14 protein-coding genes are annotated in these 17290 nt (G+C 56.2%); 9 read left to right on the top strand and 5 right to left on the bottom strand.

From position 1 onward, the window contains the following. Positions 1 to 36: 36 nt before the first annotated feature. The 3 genes from gutM (at position 37) to gutQ (ending at position 2191) form a co-directional block, all read left to right on the top strand. A complete protein-coding gene (gutM, locus tag ACHHZ6_RS10770; RefSeq protein WP_182272423.1) occupies positions 37 to 396 on the top strand; it encodes a transcriptional regulator GutM in 360 nt (119 codons plus the stop codon). 63 nt (positions 397 to 459) lie between these two features. Then, the gene (locus ACHHZ6_RS10765; RefSeq protein WP_182918838.1) at positions 460 to 1233 is read left to right on the top strand and encodes a DNA-binding transcriptional repressor; all 774 of its coding nucleotides are present in this window, start codon (positions 460 to 462) and stop codon (positions 1231 to 1233) included. Next, a complete protein-coding gene (gene gutQ / locus ACHHZ6_RS10760; RefSeq protein ID WP_182272425.1) occupies positions 1226 to 2191 on the top strand; it encodes an arabinose-5-phosphate isomerase GutQ in 966 nt (321 codons plus the stop codon). Before ACHHZ6_RS10765 ends, gutQ begins: the two co-directional genes overlap by 8 nt. Here the strand turns inward: gutQ and norR are convergent. Next, a complete protein-coding gene (norR, locus tag ACHHZ6_RS10755) occupies positions 2188 to 3702 on the bottom strand; it encodes a nitric oxide reductase transcriptional regulator NorR (protein ID WP_182918839.1) in 1515 nt (504 codons plus the stop codon). The genes gutQ and norR overlap by 4 nt on opposite strands. Before the next feature lie 186 nt (positions 3703 to 3888). On the opposite strand from norR, the gene norV reads away from it, so the two are divergent. From norV to ACHHZ6_RS10735, 4 genes are all read left to right on the top strand, one after another. Beyond that, positions 3889 to 5337 carry an anaerobic nitric oxide reductase flavorubredoxin gene (norV, locus tag ACHHZ6_RS10750; RefSeq protein WP_182272427.1) on the top strand — a complete coding sequence of 483 codons (1449 nt, stop codon included), beginning with the start codon at positions 3889 to 3891 and terminating at the stop codon, positions 5335 to 5337. Beyond that, positions 5334 to 6467 carry an NADH:flavorubredoxin reductase NorW gene (gene norW / locus ACHHZ6_RS10745; protein WP_182918841.1) on the top strand — a complete coding sequence of 378 codons (1134 nt, stop codon included), beginning with the start codon at positions 5334 to 5336 and terminating at the stop codon, positions 6465 to 6467. Before norV ends, norW begins: the two co-directional genes overlap by 4 nt. A gap of 239 nt (positions 6468 to 6706) precedes the next feature. Further along, on the top strand, positions 6707 to 6865 hold the full coding sequence (locus ACHHZ6_RS10740; RefSeq protein ID WP_182918842.1) for a hypothetical protein: 159 nt from the start codon (positions 6707 to 6709) through the stop codon (positions 6863 to 6865). A gap of 566 nt (positions 6866 to 7431) precedes the next feature. Then, complete coding sequence (locus tag ACHHZ6_RS10735; protein ID WP_395122202.1) at positions 7432 to 9099, top strand: SgrR family transcriptional regulator; 1668 nt, start codon at positions 7432 to 7434, stop codon at positions 9097 to 9099. Here the strand turns inward: ACHHZ6_RS10735 and ACHHZ6_RS10730 are convergent. From ACHHZ6_RS10730 to ACHHZ6_RS10715, 4 genes are all read right to left on the bottom strand, one after another. Beyond that, entirely contained in the window at positions 9072 to 10094 is a 1023-nt protein-coding gene (locus tag ACHHZ6_RS10730) for a HoxN/HupN/NixA family nickel/cobalt transporter (protein WP_182272430.1), read from the bottom strand. The genes ACHHZ6_RS10735 and ACHHZ6_RS10730 overlap by 28 nt on opposite strands. Before the next feature lies 1 nt (position 10095). Then, a complete protein-coding gene (hypF, locus tag ACHHZ6_RS10725; protein WP_395122201.1) occupies positions 10096 to 12318 on the bottom strand; it encodes a carbamoyltransferase HypF in 2223 nt (740 codons plus the stop codon). 6 nt (positions 12319 to 12324) lie between these two features. After that, positions 12325 to 12870: an electron transport protein HydN gene (hydN, locus tag ACHHZ6_RS10720; RefSeq protein WP_182272432.1), complete on the bottom strand. Its 546-nt coding sequence runs from the start codon at positions 12868 to 12870 to the stop codon at positions 12325 to 12327. 135 nt (positions 12871 to 13005) lie between these two features. Next, positions 13006 to 14019: a LacI family DNA-binding transcriptional regulator gene (locus ACHHZ6_RS10715; RefSeq protein WP_182272433.1), complete on the bottom strand. Its 1014-nt coding sequence runs from the start codon at positions 14017 to 14019 to the stop codon at positions 13006 to 13008. A gap of 214 nt (positions 14020 to 14233) precedes the next feature. On the opposite strand from ACHHZ6_RS10715, the gene ascF reads away from it, so the two are divergent. Further along, the gene (ascF, locus tag ACHHZ6_RS10710; RefSeq protein ID WP_395122200.1) at positions 14234 to 15685 is read left to right on the top strand and encodes a PTS cellobiose/arbutin/salicin transporter subunit IIBC; all 1452 of its coding nucleotides are present in this window, start codon (positions 14234 to 14236) and stop codon (positions 15683 to 15685) included. A gap of 18 nt (positions 15686 to 15703) precedes the next feature. After that, a complete protein-coding gene (locus ACHHZ6_RS10705) occupies positions 15704 to 17128 on the top strand; it encodes a 6-phospho-beta-glucosidase (RefSeq protein WP_182918845.1) in 1425 nt (474 codons plus the stop codon). The last annotated feature ends 162 nt before the right edge of the window (positions 17129 to 17290 follow it).

The raw sequence follows: 17290 nt of genomic DNA, 5'->3' as shown, positions 1-17290 counted from the left end.
CTCCCGCCGGAGAGGGGAAAAAAACAAGGAGCTGATATGGTCACCGCATTAATCACCGTCGCCGCTATCGCCTGGATCTGCCAGATGGCGTTTGGCGGCTGGCAAATCCACCAGTTCAACCGCGCATTCGAGGCGCTGTGCCAGAAAGGCCGCGTGGGCGTCGGGCGTTCCGGCGGACGCTTCAAACCTCGTGTGGTGATTGCGATTGCGCTGGATGAAGACGACAACGTCTGCGATTCACTCATCATGCGTGGCATGACGGTGTTCGCCAGACCGGCGAAAATCCAGGCAATCAATGGCACATCATTGCAGGAATTGCAGCCTGATGTGATCTTTCCCCATGATCCACTCTGTCAGAATGCACTATCATTAGCGCTTAATCTGAAACATGGATAATTTCGTTGTGAACGCTATAAGCTTGCGAAATTATCATTTCGCAACGTAAGGAATTGAGCGCCTATGAAACCACGTCAGCGGCAGGCGGCCATTCTGGAGCATCTGCAAAAGCAGGGAAAATGCTCGGTAGAAGAACTGGCCCACTACTTTGACACGACCGGCACGACAATACGCAAGGACCTGGTATTGCTCGAAAACTCTGGCGCAGTCATTCGAACCTACGGTGGAGTGGTGCTCAACAAAGACGAAACCGACCCGCCTATCGACCACAAAACGCTGATCAATACGCACCAGAAAGCGCTGATTGCCGAAGCCGCCGTGAAATTTATCCACGATGGTGACTCTATCATCCTTGATGCGGGCAGCACGGTGTTACAGATGATCCCGATGCTCAGCCGCTTTAACAACATCACGGTGATGACCAACAGCCTGCATATCGTCAACGCCCTGTCGGAAAACGACTGCGAGCAAACCATTCTGATGCCTGGCGGTACCTTCCGTAAAAAATCAGCCTCGTTTCACGGTCAACTGGCAGAGAACGCCTTCGACCACTTCAGCTTTGATAAACTCTTTATGGGCACCGACGGCATCGACCTGAATGCGGGCGTGACCACCTTCAACGAGGTGTTCAGCGTCAGCAAGGCCATGTGCAATGCGGCACGGGAAGTGATTCTGATGGCAGATTCTTCGAAGTTTGGCCGTAAAAGCCCCAATATTGTCTGTAGCCTTGAGAGCGTCGATAAGCTGATTACCGATGCAGGTATCGATCCGGCGTTTAAAAAAGCGCTGGAAGAAAAAGGAATCGATGTGATCGTAACCGGAGAAAGAGATGAGTGATTTTCTGTTAAACGCAGGTCGCCAGACGCTGATGCTGGAGCTGCAGGAAGCCAGCCGCCTGCCGGAACGTCTTGGGGAGGATTTTGTTCGCGCAGCAAACACCATCATCCAGTGTGAAGGCAAAGTGATTGTGGCGGGTATCGGTAAATCGGGCCATATCGGTAAGAAAATTGCCGCTACGCTTGCCAGCACCGGTACCCCAGCCTTCTTCGTTCATCCTGCCGAGGCGTTGCATGGCGATCTGGGGATGATTGAAAGCCGTGACGTGATGCTGTTTATCTCCTACTCCGGTTCGGCCAAAGAGCTGGATCTCATCATTCCACGTCTGCAGGAAAAATCCGTCGCCCTGCTGGCGATGACGGGTAAAGCCCGTTCACCGCTGGCACTGGCAGCCAAAGCGGTGCTAGATATTTCCGTTGAGCGTGAAGCATGCCCGATGCACCTCGCCCCAACCTCCAGCACCGTCAATACCCTGATGATGGGCGATGCGCTGGCGATGGCGGTGATGCAGGCGCGCGGTTTCAATGAAGAAGATTTTGCCCGCTCACACCCTGCGGGCGCGCTTGGCGCACGCCTGCTCAATAAAGTGCATCACCTGATGCGTACCGACGATGCTATTCCGCAAGTCAAACTCAACACCAGCGTGATGGATGCAATGCTGGAGCTGAGCCGCACCGGGTTAGGGCTGGTCGCGGTGTGTAATGAGCACGGTCAGGTCAACGGTGTGTTTACCGACGGCGACCTGCGCCGCTGGCTGGTGGGTGGCGGCAAGCTGGAATCGCAGGTTTCTGAAGCGATGACCAAAGGCGGGCTGACGCTGAATGCCGAAAGCCGCGCAATCGAGGCCAAAGAGGTACTGATGAAGCGCAAAATCACCGCCGCCCCGGTAGTGGATGAGAGCGGCAAGCTGTGCGGTGCCATCAACCTGCAGGACTTCTACCAGGCCGGAATTATTTAACCCTTCAGCCCCAGACGCTTCGCCAGCCGGTGCAGGTTGGCGACGTCGGTTTCCAGCGCCCGCGCGCATGCCGCCCAGCTGCGGTTGTTCTGCTCCAGCGCGCGAGTGATCATCTGACGCTGAAACTCCTCTGTCGCGTCGCGCAGGTTTTCATTGGCAATCTCTGGCGCAGCCTGAGTGACGGCCTGAACGCTTTCATCATGCAGCGCAAAATGACGCGCGTGGATCACCACTTCATCGCCTGAACGTGTCGCCCGCGCCAGCACCACCGCGCGGTGGATCGCATGTTCCAGCTCGCGCACGTTACCCGGCCAGCCGTAGCTCAGCAGATGACTGCGCGCACCCGGGCTTAGCACGACCCGGGAAAGCCCCATTTTGAGCCGACACTGCTCGCAGAAATAGCCCGCCAGCAACACCACATCTTCACCACGCTCGCGCAGCGGCGGCACGGAAAGCGGGAACACACTCAGGCGATGGAACAAATCAGCACGAAAATTCCCGGCCAGCACCTCTTCGCGCAGATCCCGGTTAGTCGCCGCCAGCACGCGCACGTCCACCCGTAAGCTGCGGTCATCGCCCACGCGCTGAATATCGCCGTACTGCAACACGCGCAGCAATTTAGCCTGTAACGACAACGACAATTCGCCAATTTCATCGAGGAACAGTGTGCCGTTATCCGCCATTTCAAACTTGCCGCTGCGGTTGCTGATAGCCCCGGTAAATGCCCCTTTAACGTGACCAAACAGCTCGCTCTCCGCCACGCTCTCCGGCAGTGCGGCACAGTTAAGGTACACCAGCGGATTCACCGCACGCGGTGACGCTTCGTGAATCGACTTTGCCACCAGCTCTTTACCAGTGCCGGTTTCCCCGAAGATCAGTACGTTCAAATCGGAGGCGGCCACGATGTCGACCTCTTTTTTGAGCTGTACCATGCCCGGCGACAGGCCAATCATCTCCGTGTGAGCCACCTGCTCAAATGCCGACGGGCTACCAGGAAGAATGTTCTGGCTCTCCAGTTGTTCAATCAGCAGGGCATTATTCAGCGCCCCGGAGGCCAGCGCGGCAATCAGCCGCAGCTCTTCGTCGCTGAAAGTATCAAACTGGTCTGGCGACATCCCGTCGAGGGTCAGCGCGCCAATCAGATTTTGTCCGGCAAACAATGGCAGGCCGATGCAGGCGTGTACCTTCAGGCTCTCCTGCCCGGGGATCAGACCGTCGTAAGGATCGGGTAAATCACTGTCTGCCGGGAAGCGCACCACATCACCCGCACGGGCGATGGTTTCCAGACGCGGATGGCCTTCCAGGGTAAAGCGCCGTCCGAGTACGTCCTGCGCTAGCCCGTCGATGGCCAACGGAATAAATTGCCGCCCTTCGTAGCGGAGTAGTGCCGAAGCGTCACATGCCAGCACGTGACGCAGTGTGGAGATCAGCCGCTGAAAGCGATCCTGATGCCCAATACCGGTTTGCAGTTCAATGGCGATTTTCGCCAGCACGTCTACGGAAAAACTCATCTGCGCCTCACTGTCATTTTGACAACTCATACTGTCATATTGACAGCTTCAGCGATAGTCATAATGACTACCCATTACGGATAACAAAATAAAAAATACATAAAAATCAATATAATAAAAAGTTGGCACGCAACTTGATATAAGCAAAACATCTTATTTAAAAATGCCGTATTAATTGAGGTTGCTATGTCTATTCTGGTTAAAAATAACATTCATTGGGTTGGCCAACGTGACTGGGAAGTACGTGATTTCCACGGAACGGAGTACAAAACGCTGCGCGGCAGCAGCTATAACAGCTATCTCATCCGTGAAGGGAAAAACGTGCTGATTGATACCGTCGATCACAAATTCAGCCGCGAGTTCGTGCAGAACCTGCGTAACGAAATCGACCTGGACGCACTCGACTACATCATCATCAACCACGCGGAAGAAGACCACGCCGGTGCGCTGACCGAGTTGATGTCTTACATTCCGAATACCCCTATTTATTGCACCGCCAACGCTATCGACTCCATTAACGGCCACCACCACCATCCGGAGTGGAATTTCCATACCGTAAAAACCGGCGACTCACTGGATATCGGTAACGGCAAACAGTTGATCTTCGTTGAAACCCCCATGCTGCACTGGCCTGACAGCATGATGACCTACATGACCGGCGACGCGGTGCTGTTCAGTAACGACGCCTTCGGCCAGCACTACTGCGACGAACGTCTGTTCAATGACGAAGTGGATCAGACCGAACTGTTTGAGCAGTGCCAGCGCTACTACGCCAACATCCTGACCCCGTTCAGCCGTCTGGTCACGCCAAAAATCACCGAGATCCTCGGCTTCAACCTGCCGGTAGATATGATTGCCACCTCACACGGCGTGGTGTGGCGTGAAAACCCAACCCAGATTGTGGAGCTGTACCTGAAATGGGCAGCAGATTATCAGGAAGACCGCATCACACTCTTCTACGACACCATGTCCAACAACACCCGCATGATGGCGGACGCCATTGCCCAGGGTATCAACGAAGTTGATCCGAATGTGGCGGTAAAAATCTTTAACGTGGCGCGCAGCGATAAAAACGAGATCCTGACCAACGTCTTCCGCTCTAAAGGCGTGCTGGTAGGCACCTCCACCATGAACAACGTGATGATGCCGAAAATTGCCGGCCTGGTGGAAGAGATGACCGGCCTGCGTTTTCGTAACAAACGCGCCAGCGCCTTTGGCTCACACGGCTGGAGCGGCGGTGCGGTAGACCGTCTGTCTACCCGCCTGCAGGATGCCGGTTTTGAGATGTCCATGAGCCTGAAGGCAAAATGGCGTCCGGATATCGACGCACTGGAACTCTGCCGCCAGCATGGCCGTGACATTGCACGTCAGTGGGCGCTCGCTCCATTACCAGACGTGGCGGTAAAAACCAGCGCACAACAGGAAGCCTGCGCCTGTGCTGCGGCCGCCGCCGCTAACCTCGGCCCGCGCATGCAGTGCAGCGTCTGCCAGTGGATCTACGACCCGGAACTGGGCGAGCCGCTGCAGGATGTTGCCCCAGGAACGCCGTGGAGCGATGTGCCGGACAACTTCCTTTGCCCGGAATGTTCGCTCGGTAAAGACGTCTTTGATGAGCTGGGTACGGAGGCAAAATGAGCAACGGTATCGTCATCATCGGCTCGGGCTTTGCTGCCCGCCAGCTGGTGAAAAATATCCGCAAACAGGATGCTAATGTGCCGCTGACGGTGATCGCCGCCGACAGCATGGATGAGTACAACAAACCTGATTTAAGCCACGTCATTAGCCAGAACCAACGTGCCGACGATCTCACCCGCCAGAGCGCGGGAGAGTTCGCGGAGCAATTTAACCTGAACCTGTTTCCGTACACCTGGGTTACCGATATCGACGCTGCCGCCCATGTGGTGAAAGCGAAAGAGAAAACCTGGCAGTACGACAAGCTGGTTCTGGCTACGGGGGCATCAGCGTTTGTGCCACCGGTTGAAGGGCGTGAGCTGATGATTACGCTCAACAGCCAACAGGAGTATCAGGCCAGTGAAACGTGGCTTCGTGACGCGCAACGGGTGATGATTGTCGGCGGCGGCCTGATTGGCACCGAGCTGGCGATGGATTTCTGTCGTGCGGGTAAATCCGTCACTCTGCTCGACCACGCTGCCAGCATTCTGTCAGCGCTAATGCCCGCAGAAGTAAGCAGTCGCTTACAGCATCGTCTGACCGATATGGGTGTACATCTGCTGCTGAAATCTCAGCTGCAAAGTCTGGCTAAAACAGAGAACGGTATTCGCGTCACGCTCGACCGTAATCGCCATGTTGAGGTGGATGTAGTGGTTGCGGCCACGGGTCTGCGCCCGGAAATCGGTCTGGCGCAACGTGCCGGAGCCGGGACGAACCGTGGCGTGAAGGTGGACAGCTACCTGCAAACCACGCAGCCGGATATTTACGCGCTGGGTGACTGCGCCGAAATCAACGGCCAGGTACTGCCGTTCCTGCAGCCGATTCAATTAAGTGCGATGTATCTGGCGAAAAATCTGCTTGGCGCTTCTGCACCACTGAAATTACCCGCCATGCTGGTGAAGGTGAAAACACCGGAGTTACCGCTGCATCTCGCAGGCGAAACGCAGCGCCAGGATCTGAACTGGCACATCGCTATTGAACCCCAGGGCATGGTGGCCCGGGGATCCGATCATGACGGTCAGGTGCGCGCTTTTGTGGTTAGTGAAGACCGGATGAAGGAGGCTTTCGCACTACTGAAATCATTGCCCGCTTAACCCTCTTACCACGCTTACTTAACCTTAGGATTTTCTTATCCGTAGCCCCGACGTCCCGGGGCTTTTTTTTTGCGTATTTTATTCAACAAAAGAATACAAATCAGATAAATCATCGTCATTAATCCCTTATTCATTACATCCATGAATATTTAAATGCGGAACACCTGAAAAACATCAACCTGTTTTATTCCATGTTCCCGGCTTACTCTGACAGTGAATTAATCAGCCGGAGACATCCCATGGCCACTTTTAGCAAAGAGCTTAACTATCTTTCTGCCTATTTTAAACAGACAAAGAAAGCAGAACATATTTTATTTCGCTGGCTGTATCTCAGCCCGGAAGCCCGTATTGAGCGTCTGCGTGAATTGATGATGCCGATGAGCAATGTTAAGCGGTAACCACCTGGTGACCCTACGCTGACGCGGGTCTGTGGATTTTGCAGGCCGGGTAAGCGTAGGGTCATCAGGTAAAAAACAGGAACAAATTATTTAACTCTTCATCGTTTATTCAAAGAATGACTTATTAAAAACATCACAGAAATTAATTTATCCCACATCACACTTTTCTTCTTCACGCTTTTACATTAAAACAAAAACTGTTGTTTTTCGTTGTGAATGATGTCCTCTTTGGGATCCTGTCTCATGAACGCATATCGCAACATTACCCGTTGCCGCTATATCATTACGCCTGGGCCAACCTGACGTTTTTAATATTCCGTTTATATCGCGTGGATTCGTGGCCACATATGGCCTTCCGTACAGCACGGTATTGATACCTTCAGCGTGCTGGACGCGCCCGCGCTGAAGATCCGCGCGCAGATCGAAGCCTGATACATTCCCTCACCCTCCGCCAAAATGGCGAGGGTGAGGGAATAAAACCGGAACACTTTATATATCCCTGCCTTATTTATTCCGCAAAACCACTTACACTCTCATCATGCCCCTTTCACCACCGGTACGTCGTCATGCGCCAGCTTCAGAAAATCCGTCAGTATCAACGGCTTTACCAGCACTACGGTGCGGAGCCAAAGCCCACGACTATTGCTGAAGTTGCTGAGGTCGCGCTGTGCAGTGAACGTCATGTGCGCACGTTACTGCGCCAGCTCACGCAAAGCGGATGGTTAAGCTGGCACGCGCACCCAGGACGTGGACATCGCGCCATTCTGCATTGCCTGGCGACCACCAGTGAACTCAGCGCGCCGCTGATGCACGCTTGTCTCGAAAAAGGGGATTACCAGAGTGCATTACAGCTGGCCGATGGCGATCCGGCCAGTCTGCATCACATCATCACCCCATTTTTGGGCGGGAAATGGCTTAAGCACCAGCCAACCTTGCGTATTCCGTGGTATCGCCCGCTGACGTCACTTCATCCGGCACTACAGCGCCGCCGCGCCGAACAGCATATTATCTGCGCGGTACACGCAGGGCTGACGCGCTATACACCCGGTCAGCCGCACCCGATACCCGATTTAGCCCATCACTGGAATGCCAGTGAAGACAAACGCCGCTGGCGTTTTTACCTGCGCAGCGGCGCACACTGGCATAACGGGCAAGCCATTAGCGATGAAGATATTCTCAGTGCGCTACAACAGGTACTCGCTGACCCGGCACGTAATGTGGGGTTGAGACACGTTGAGGAGACGTCGCTTGTCGCCCCCTGGTGTCTGGAGATAAACCTGAACACGCCTGATGCCATGCTGGCACACCGTCTTGCGCATCACGTTTGTCGTCTTCCGCACCCGCAACAGCCTGATGTCGGTGCCGGGCCGTTTGCCATCGCCCATCACCACTCGCACTACCTGCGCCTTGAGCGCCAGCCCTGGTACTTTGCCGCTCATCCACTGCTGCATGCGATTGAGTTCTGGCGAACCCGCACAGAAGCAGATAAACCGGCGTGGATAACCGTCGGGAAGGGACAAAACGCGCAGGAAGCCATTACCTCGACCAGCGAGGGATTCGCGTGGTTAATGGTGAACGCCACATTGCCCCCACCGCTGGCTGCCTGGCTGCGCCGGGAAATTCTGTCAATTAATCAGCAACATTTTGCCCATCGGGATGATTTAGAAACCAGGACGGCAATACTGCCTGGCCTGACGACACCAGAATATCCGGAAACATCCGGAGTAAAACTTCCCCCCACCCTTGCGCTGGTTTGCTACCACACCCCAGAACTGTGCGAGCTGGCCAGCATGCTGCAAACGCGTCTGAGAAAGCACGGTTGCGAATTGACAATCAGCAGGAAAGATCGCGAAGAATGGCATACACATAACGCACTGACGCAGGCCGATCTGTTGCTCGGTGACTATCTGGCGGGCGGACTTCCGGGATTTGCGCTGGCAGAGTGGTTTACTGACGAACCGGCCTGGGCCACTGCACTGGGCGAAGACATATGGCAAAAAGAGAAGCAGAAGCTGATGGGATATTGCGGGAGCGAGGAGAGCCTGAGTAACCTCCTGCCCTCCTTTTTTCAATCTCTGCTCGAAAGCGGCGCATGTACGCCGCTGTTCCACTATCGCTATCGCATCAACACGATGGAAAATGTGCAGGACATTGTGCTGACGGCCGGAGGCTGGCTTGATTTCACTCGCGCCTGGTTACCCCCCGCTCAGGAACGCACGACCAGCGCATCGTAGCCACGCCAGCGGTAGTTGATCATGGAGATCAGCCAGCAGGCGATAAACAGCCCCACCACCACAAATCCGGCGTTGCCCAGGTTGTCATTAACCTCGCCAATCAGATCCCAGATGCCACCGGTCAGGGCAAATTTGTCCATCAGCAGACCCAGCGCTTCCAGGCCGCCGATGAACAGGGCCACCACCACAGAGGTACCGGTGATGGTCATGTTGTAGTAGAGCTTGCGCTGCGGTTTGTTGAATGCCCAGCCGTAGGCTCCCACCATCAGCAAATTGTCGAGGGTATCCACCAGCGCCATACCGCTGGCGAAAAGTGCCGGGAAGATCATGATTGACCACACCGACATGCCGTTTGAGGCACTGGCGGCGGAGATCCCAAGCACGCCAATTTCCGTCGCGGTATCAAATCCCAGACCGAACAGGAAACCAACCAGATACATCTGCCAGCTCTTGTTTACCAGGCGAAACGTTGCACCAAACAGCCAGTTCATCACCCCACCAGATGCCGGAAGCGTGATGTCGCCGCACGTTGGATGACCGTTTTTCAGCGCCTGAAAATTACGCCAGACGCCACGTAAAATCACCATGTTGACCAGCGCCATCGCCAGCAGGAACGTCGCAGAAACCGCCGTACCAATCAGGCTGCCCGTCTCATGAAACCAGGCCATATTCTTCTGAAACGCCGTGGCCGTAGCGGCAATGGCAATGGAGGCCAGCACCACGATGGTGGAGTGCCCCAGTGAAAACCACGCCCCCACACCGGACGGGCGTTTGCCCTGTTGCATCATCTTACGCGTAACGGTATCAATGGCCGCAATGTGGTCGGCATCCACCGCATGACGCAGTCCGTAGCACCAGGCGAGCAGGCTTGCCGCCATCAGCGCCGTGCTGCCGCTGAAGGTTTGCCAGGCCCATCCCCAGGCCAGAAGATTAGCCATTACCAGAGCCAGCAGCAGGAGCGCCGCACGAGGTTCATTGCGTAAAAGTCGTAACATTTTAAGTCCTTTGTGAACATGACCGGGCGGCGGCAACTACCGCCTGCCCGAAGGAGATAGCCCCATCGCCTGCAGGCAGGTGATGAGGAAAAAGAAGGGTAAAGTCAGAGAGGTAATGACGCAGACGCGCACGCAACAGACGGTTATGTAACACGCCACCGCTAAAACAGACGGCAGTAAGTGATAAGCGCCGGGCATGGAACGCGGCGAAATCAGCCAGTCCTTTTGCCAGCGCATCGTGAAACGCCCATGCGCGTTCGCAGGGCTCAGCCCGCCAGTTCAGCCACTGTTGCCAGAAGAGAGCAAGGTTCTCCACTGACAGCGTAACCGGGTGTTCGACTCCCGCACACTGCGCTGCCAGCGCTTCCAGCCTGCATGCAGCCTCACCTTCATAGCGCTGCTTTTCTGGCACAATGCCCAGCGCACAAGCCACCGCATCGAACAGCCGTCCGCAGGATGAAGCCAGCGGCGTGTTGATACCACGGGACATCGCTGTCGCCAGCAGCGGCCAGTTTTGCATCTGAACGGCTCGCGTTTCCGGGTAGCGCTGCCAGTCCGGCACAAACGCCAGGCAGTGGGCGAATAAATTGCGCCACGGCTGCATTGCTGCCAGATCCCCCCCCGGCAGCGCCACGGCAGGCAACCCACCCAGATGCTCGCAGTCAAGATAGTTAACCCGCAGGCACTCCCCGCCCCATAGCGCACCGTTCTCGCCCATCCCGATGCCGTCCAGCGTCAGGGCGATGACATCACCGCCGTCGAGCGGCCAGCCGTTTTCGGCCAGGCACGCCGCGGCATGGGCGTGGTGATGTAATACCGTTTCAATCGGCAACGCCTGTGCTTCCGCCCACTGGCGGGCGTGGTATCCCGGATGCGCATCGCACACCACGCGCTCCGCCTGAAACGCATAGATTTGCTGCATGACCGACAGCGCCGAGCGCCACTGGGCATCAACGCCATCGTCACTGAGATCGCCAAAATGCTGGCTCAGCACCGCCTGGTTACCCCGCACCAGACAGAAGGTGTTTTTCATCTCAGCCCCGGTACACAACATGGCAGGAATATTGCTGAAACCGGCAGGTAACGTGATGGCATCCGGCACAAAACCGCGCGCACGGCGCAGTATTGCACCGTCCCGATCCATCACTGAATCATCCATCCGCTGAAGGATGTCGCGGTTGTGCAGCAGAAAACCGTCGGCAATATCCCCGAGGTCGTCCAGTGCCTGTTGATTACGGATAGCGGGTGGCCTGCCGCTGAGGTTGCCGGAGGTCATCACCAGCGGGCGCTGGCAGTCCATCATCAGCAAATGTTGCAGTGGGTTCGCCGGGAGCATCACCCCCACACAATCCAGGCCCGGCGCGATCGCATCGGGTAATGGAGGCAGCCATGCTTTCGGCGTCAGTACGATCGGAGCCGCAGGAGAGTGCAACAGCACCTGAACCGGCTCCGGCAAAGAACCTGCATGCGGGATCATCACTGCCAGCGGCTTTGCCGGGCGCTGTTTGCGTGCCCGTAGTTTCTCCACCGCCTGCGGGTTTTGCGCGTCGCAGACCAGATGAAAGCCCCCCAGCCCTTTAACCGCAACAATGCCACCGTTTTTTAGCCTCTCAACCGCTGCGCTGAGTGCCTGCTCTCGCGTGGACTGAGCATCACCCGCATGCCACTCCAGCTCCGGCCCGCAGTCCGGGCATGCCACCGGTTGAGCATGAAAGCGCCGATCTGCGGGGTCGAGATACTCCATTTCACACGGCAGGCAGAGCGGAAATGACGCCATTGTCGTGGCCGGACGATCGTACGGCATGGCGCGAATAATGGTAAAACGCGGACCGCAGTGGGTGCAGTTGATAAACGGATAGCGATAACGGCGCTCGCGAGGATCGCGCATTTCGGCCAGGCACGCCGGACAGGTGGCCGCATCCGGCACAATCTGGGTGTCCATCGCCCCAGCCGCACTGTGACGGATGGTAAATTCCTCCGGCAGCGCCGGCCAGACGAACGGCAGCGTGTCGACATTATCAATACGCGCCAGCGGTGGGCAGTCCTGGTGCAGCCTTGCGATGAAGTCCCCCCCATCACCGACAACGCGCACCAGCACGCCCTCACCGTCATTGCAGACATCCCCCGTCAACTGAAGCTGGTGCGCCAGTTGCCAGACGAAGGGACGAAACCCCACGCCCTGCACCTTGCCGCGCACCCGCAACTGCACACCGTTACTGCTCATGGCGGATCAGAACAGCAGAGATGAGCTGGTGTCGAACGCCGCACGACGACGTTTTTCGGCGCTCATCTGTTCGAGCTTGTCACGATCCACACAAACCAGCGCGTGCGTAGGGCAAACTTCCATACAGGCCGGGCCCGCTTCACGGTGGTAGCAGAGGTCACATTTGTTGGCTTCCGCTTTGTCCGCGCGCACGCTCAGCCCCATACCGCTGTTGCGCACAACCGGGCGAACCACCACTTCCATCGCGCCATACGGACAGGCCACCACGCAGGTTTTGCAGCCGATGCAGCGTTCCTGCATGACGTGGACAAACCCTTTTTCGCGTTTAATCGCCCCGTTCGGGCAGACGTTGGCGCACGGTGCGTCTTCGCACTGACGACAAATCGCTGCGGTTGAGATATTCACGCCCTTAATAACATGAATACGCGGCAGGAAAGAATCCGGGGTCAGGGAGGCACAATCCTGCTCCGTCTGGTGGGATACAACGCACGCAACTTCACAGGTACGGCAACCAATGCACTTACTGGCATCGGCCATCATAAAACGGTTCATCTGCTTCTCCAGCATAACAGTCATGCGCGGAGATATTCATAAACCGTGCCAGTTTTTAACCCATTGATTTATATTGATTTGAAATATATGGTGCGGCACTGTCATCGTCACTTATGACGATGACAGCTGTCGACGTCAGCGGTGTGGGCCGTCAATGACAGAATCACGCAGAATAAGCTCACCAGAGAAAGTTTGCTGATATTTGAACTCACCGCCGTCGAGCATGAAGATCAGGCGGCTAATGGTCTCTTTAATCATTTCTGTTACCGGAATGCGCACGCTGGAGAGTGACGGCACCATGTAGGGCGCAATCGCCACATCGTCGAAGCCGATCACCGACACCGCATCCGGCGTGATAACTCCGCTGTCGTGAAGCTGCTTCATCGCCCCGATGGCCATATCGTCGTTACTCGCCACCAGTGCCGTAAAAGTTTCACCGCGTGATAACAGCTCAGAAACGGCCGCCGCGCCGCTGGCCGGGTTCCATTTCCCCTGCGCAATCAGCTCCGGGCGCAGCGCAATGTGATGCTGCACCAGCGCGTCTTTGTAGCCGGAAAGACGCTCAGCCCCGGTCGGGGAATCCAGCGAGCCGGTGATAAACGCAATCTCCCGATGCCCTTTCGCAATCAACTGCGACACGGCGTCCTGGCAGGATGCTTTATGATCTGACCAGACACAATGGCTGCTGTTTTTACGCAAACGACGATTGAGCACCATAATCGGTTGTTCGCATTTTTCGATAATCTCGTCCATCTCATCCACGCTCAAAAAGCGCGGATAGATAATCACCGCATCGCAGCGCATATCGAGCAGGTACTGGATAGCCTCGCGCTCTTCGTCGGCGCTGTGCTTGCCGTCCGCCAGAATCAACTGTCGCCCCTTCTCTTCCGTCATCCGCGCGGCGTGAAACAGCAATTCGCTAAAGTAGACGCCGTGGTAGAGGGTGTTAGTGACCACCAGCCCCAGCGTCTGGGTACGTTTGGTGGCCAGGTTTCGCGCCAGCAAATTGGGGCGATAGCCGCTCTCCTCAATCGCCTGAAACACCCGGTCTCTGGTCTCCTGGCTGACGTAGCCATTCCCCGACAGCACCCGGGAAACCGTCGCTTTTGAAACGCCGGCCCGCTTCGCCACTTCCAGCATCGTGGTCATGATGTTATTCCGTTTGAAACTGATGGGCGCAGTGTACTGCACCGCAGAAAAATTGTCGCAGCGGCGATATCACGCTTTCAACACCTCAAAGTGATCATCATCACGAATATAAGAAATGTACAAAATGTGATCTTGTTTCATTCAAAGAAACTCATGATGATTATGTGGAACCGGTTTCCTACATATTCTCACCATGACAACAGGATCACATCCGATGGCCAAAAATTATGCCGCGCTGGCGAACGACGTTGTCAGCGCGCTGGGCGGTAAAGACAACATCGTCGCCGTCACCCACTGTATGACGCGCCTGCGTTTCGTCCTGAAAGACGAAACCCTCACCGATGCCGCTCGCCTGAAAAGTATCAGCGGTGTGCTCGGCGTGGTACGCAACGACAACCAGTGTCAGGTGATCATTGGCAACACCGTTTCTCAGGCTTATCGTGAAGTGATCAGCCTGCTGCCGACGAATCTGCAGCCTGTCGTACCGGAAGGCCCGCAAAAAATGACCCTGCGCCGCATTGGTGCCGGGATCCTTGATGCACTGATCGGCACCATGTCCCCGCTGATCCCGGCGATCATCGGCGGCTCGATGGTCAAGCTGCTGGCGATGATCCTTGAGATGACGGGCGTACTGGCAAAAGGTGCGCCGACGCTCACCATCCTGACCGTTATTGGCGACGGTGCATTCTTCTTCCTGCCGCTGATGGTGGCAGCCTCTGCGGCGGTAAAATTCAAAACCAACATGTCGTTGGCCATTGCCATCGCGGGGGTGCTGGTACACCCGGGCTTTATCGAGCTGATGGCAAAAGCGGCACAGGGCGAGCACGTTGAATTCGCCTTTATTCCGGTAACGGCGGTGAAATACACCTACACCGTGATCCCGGCGCTGGTCATGACCTGGTGCCTGTCGTATATCGAACGCTGGGTCGACCGGATGACTCCGGCAGTCACCAAAAACTTCCTCAAACCGATGCTGATCGTCCTGATTGCCGCCCCACTCGCCATCGTGCTGATTGGGCCACTTGGGATCTGGATCGGTAGCGCCATTTCTGCGCTGGTGTACACCATTCACGGCTATCTGGGCTGGCTCTCCGTGGCAATTATGGGCGCGCTCTGGCCGCTACTGGTGATGACCGGCATGCACCGCGTGTTCACGCCAACCATCATTCAGACCATTGCCGAAACGGGCAAAGAAGGGATGGTCATGCCGTCAGAAATTGGAGCCAACCTGTCGCTCGGCGGTTCATCACTGGCTGTGGCATGGAAAACGAAAAACCCGGAACTGCGCCAGACGGCGCTGGCGGCAGCGGCTTCCGCCATCATGGCGGGTATTTCTGAACCCGCGCTGTACGGCGTAGCGGTGCGTCTGAAACGCCCGCTGATTGCGAGCCTTATCAGCGGTTTCATCTGCGGTGCAGTGGCCGGAATGGCGGGTCTTGCCAGCCACTCGATGGCGGCTCCGGGGCTGTTTACCAGCGTCCAGTTCTTTGATCCGGCTAATCCGATGACCATCGTCTGGGTATTTGGCGTGATGGCGCTGGCGGTGGTGTTGTCGTTTGTTCTGACCCTGATGCTGGGCTTTGAGGATATTCCGGTTGAGGACGAGGCGGAAAAGGCCCGCGCCCTGCACACCGCCCCGGTTCAGGGCAAAGCAGCACAAGTATAAATTGATAGCGAGGTAAAAATGTCTGTTTTTCCACAAGGATTTTTATGGGGCGGCGCACTGGCCGCCAACCAGAGTGAAGGGGCTTACCGTGAAGGCGGTAAAGGGCTGGCCACGGTCGATATGATCCCCCACGGAGCCAACCGACTGGCGGTGAAACTCGGTAAGGAAAAACGTTTTTCGTTGCGTGACGACGAGTTTTACCCAGGCCACGAGGCGATCGATTTTTACCATCGCTATAAAGAAGACATCGCCCTGATGGCGGAGATGGGCTTTACGGTATTCCGCACCTCAATTGCCTGGAGCCGCCTCTACCCGAACGGCGACGAGCCGCTGCCGAACCAGGAAGGCATTGCCTTCTACCGTGCGGTGTTTGAAGAGTGCAAAAAGTACAATATCGAGCCGCTGGTCACCCTGTGCCACTTCGATGTCCCCATGCACCTGGTCACGGAGTACGGCTCCTGGCGTAACCGCAAAATGGTCGATTTCTTCGCCCGCTACGCCCGCACCTGCTTCGTGGAATTTAACGGTCTGGTGAAATACTGGCTGACCTTCAACGAAATCAACATCATGCTGCACAGCCCGTTCTCCGGCGCGGGGCTGGTGTTTGAAGAAGGTGAAAACGAAGATCAGGTGAAATACCAGGCCGCACACCACGAGCTGGTGGCAAGCGCACTGGCAACCAAAATCGCCCACGAGGTGAACCCGGAAAACCAGGTCGGCTGCATGCTGGCAGGCGGTAATTTCTACCCGTACTCCTGCAAGCCAGAAGACGTGTGGATGGCGCTGGAAAAAGACCGCGAGAACCTGTTCTTTATCGACGTACAGGCCCGTGGTCGCTACCCGGCTTACTCTGCCCGCGTGTTCCGCGAAAAAGGGGTGGAGATAGTTAAAGACCCTGGCGACGACGCACTGCTCAAGAACACTGTCGATTTTGTCTCGTTCAGCTATTACGCCTCGCGCTGCGCGTCGGCGGACATGAACGCGGGGAATACCAGCGCGGCGAATATCGTGAAGTCACTGCGTAACCCGCATATTCAGGTCAGCGAATGGGGCTGGGGTATCGACCCGCTGGGCCTGCGTATCACCATGAACATGATGTACGACCGTTACCAGAAGCCGCTATTCCTGGTGGAAAATGGCCTCGGTGCAAAAGATGTCATTGATGCTAACGGCGAGATTAACGACGACTATCGCATCAGCTACCTGCGCGAACATATCCGCGCAATGGGAGATGCAATTGAGGACGGTGTACCGCTGATGGGCTACACCACCTGGGGCTGCATTGACCTGGTGTCGGCATCAACAGGCGAGATGAGCAAGCGCTACGGGTTTGTCTACGTCGACCGGGACGATGCCGGGAATGGCACGCTGGACAGGAAACGCAAGAAATCATTCTGGTGGTATAAAAAGGTGATTGCAAGTAACGGGGGGGATCTGGCGTAGCCTGTTGCCCTCACCCCAGCCTTCTCCAACAGGGATGAAGTGGTCTACTTAATTTGGACACGACCTGAGGTTCTTTGTCTTTCCATCTCGGCAGGTGTTAACCCTCCGTTGTTTTTATGCGGCCTTACCCGGTTGTAATACCCACTCAGGTACTGAACCACA

Source organism: Enterobacter cloacae complex sp. 2024EL-00214 (assembly GCF_043945575.1).
Lineage (GTDB): Bacteria > Pseudomonadota > Gammaproteobacteria > Enterobacterales > Enterobacteriaceae > Enterobacter > Enterobacter cloacae_P.
Note: the sequence above shows the minus strand (reverse complement) of the source record. Positions and strands in the feature narration are given on the sequence as shown.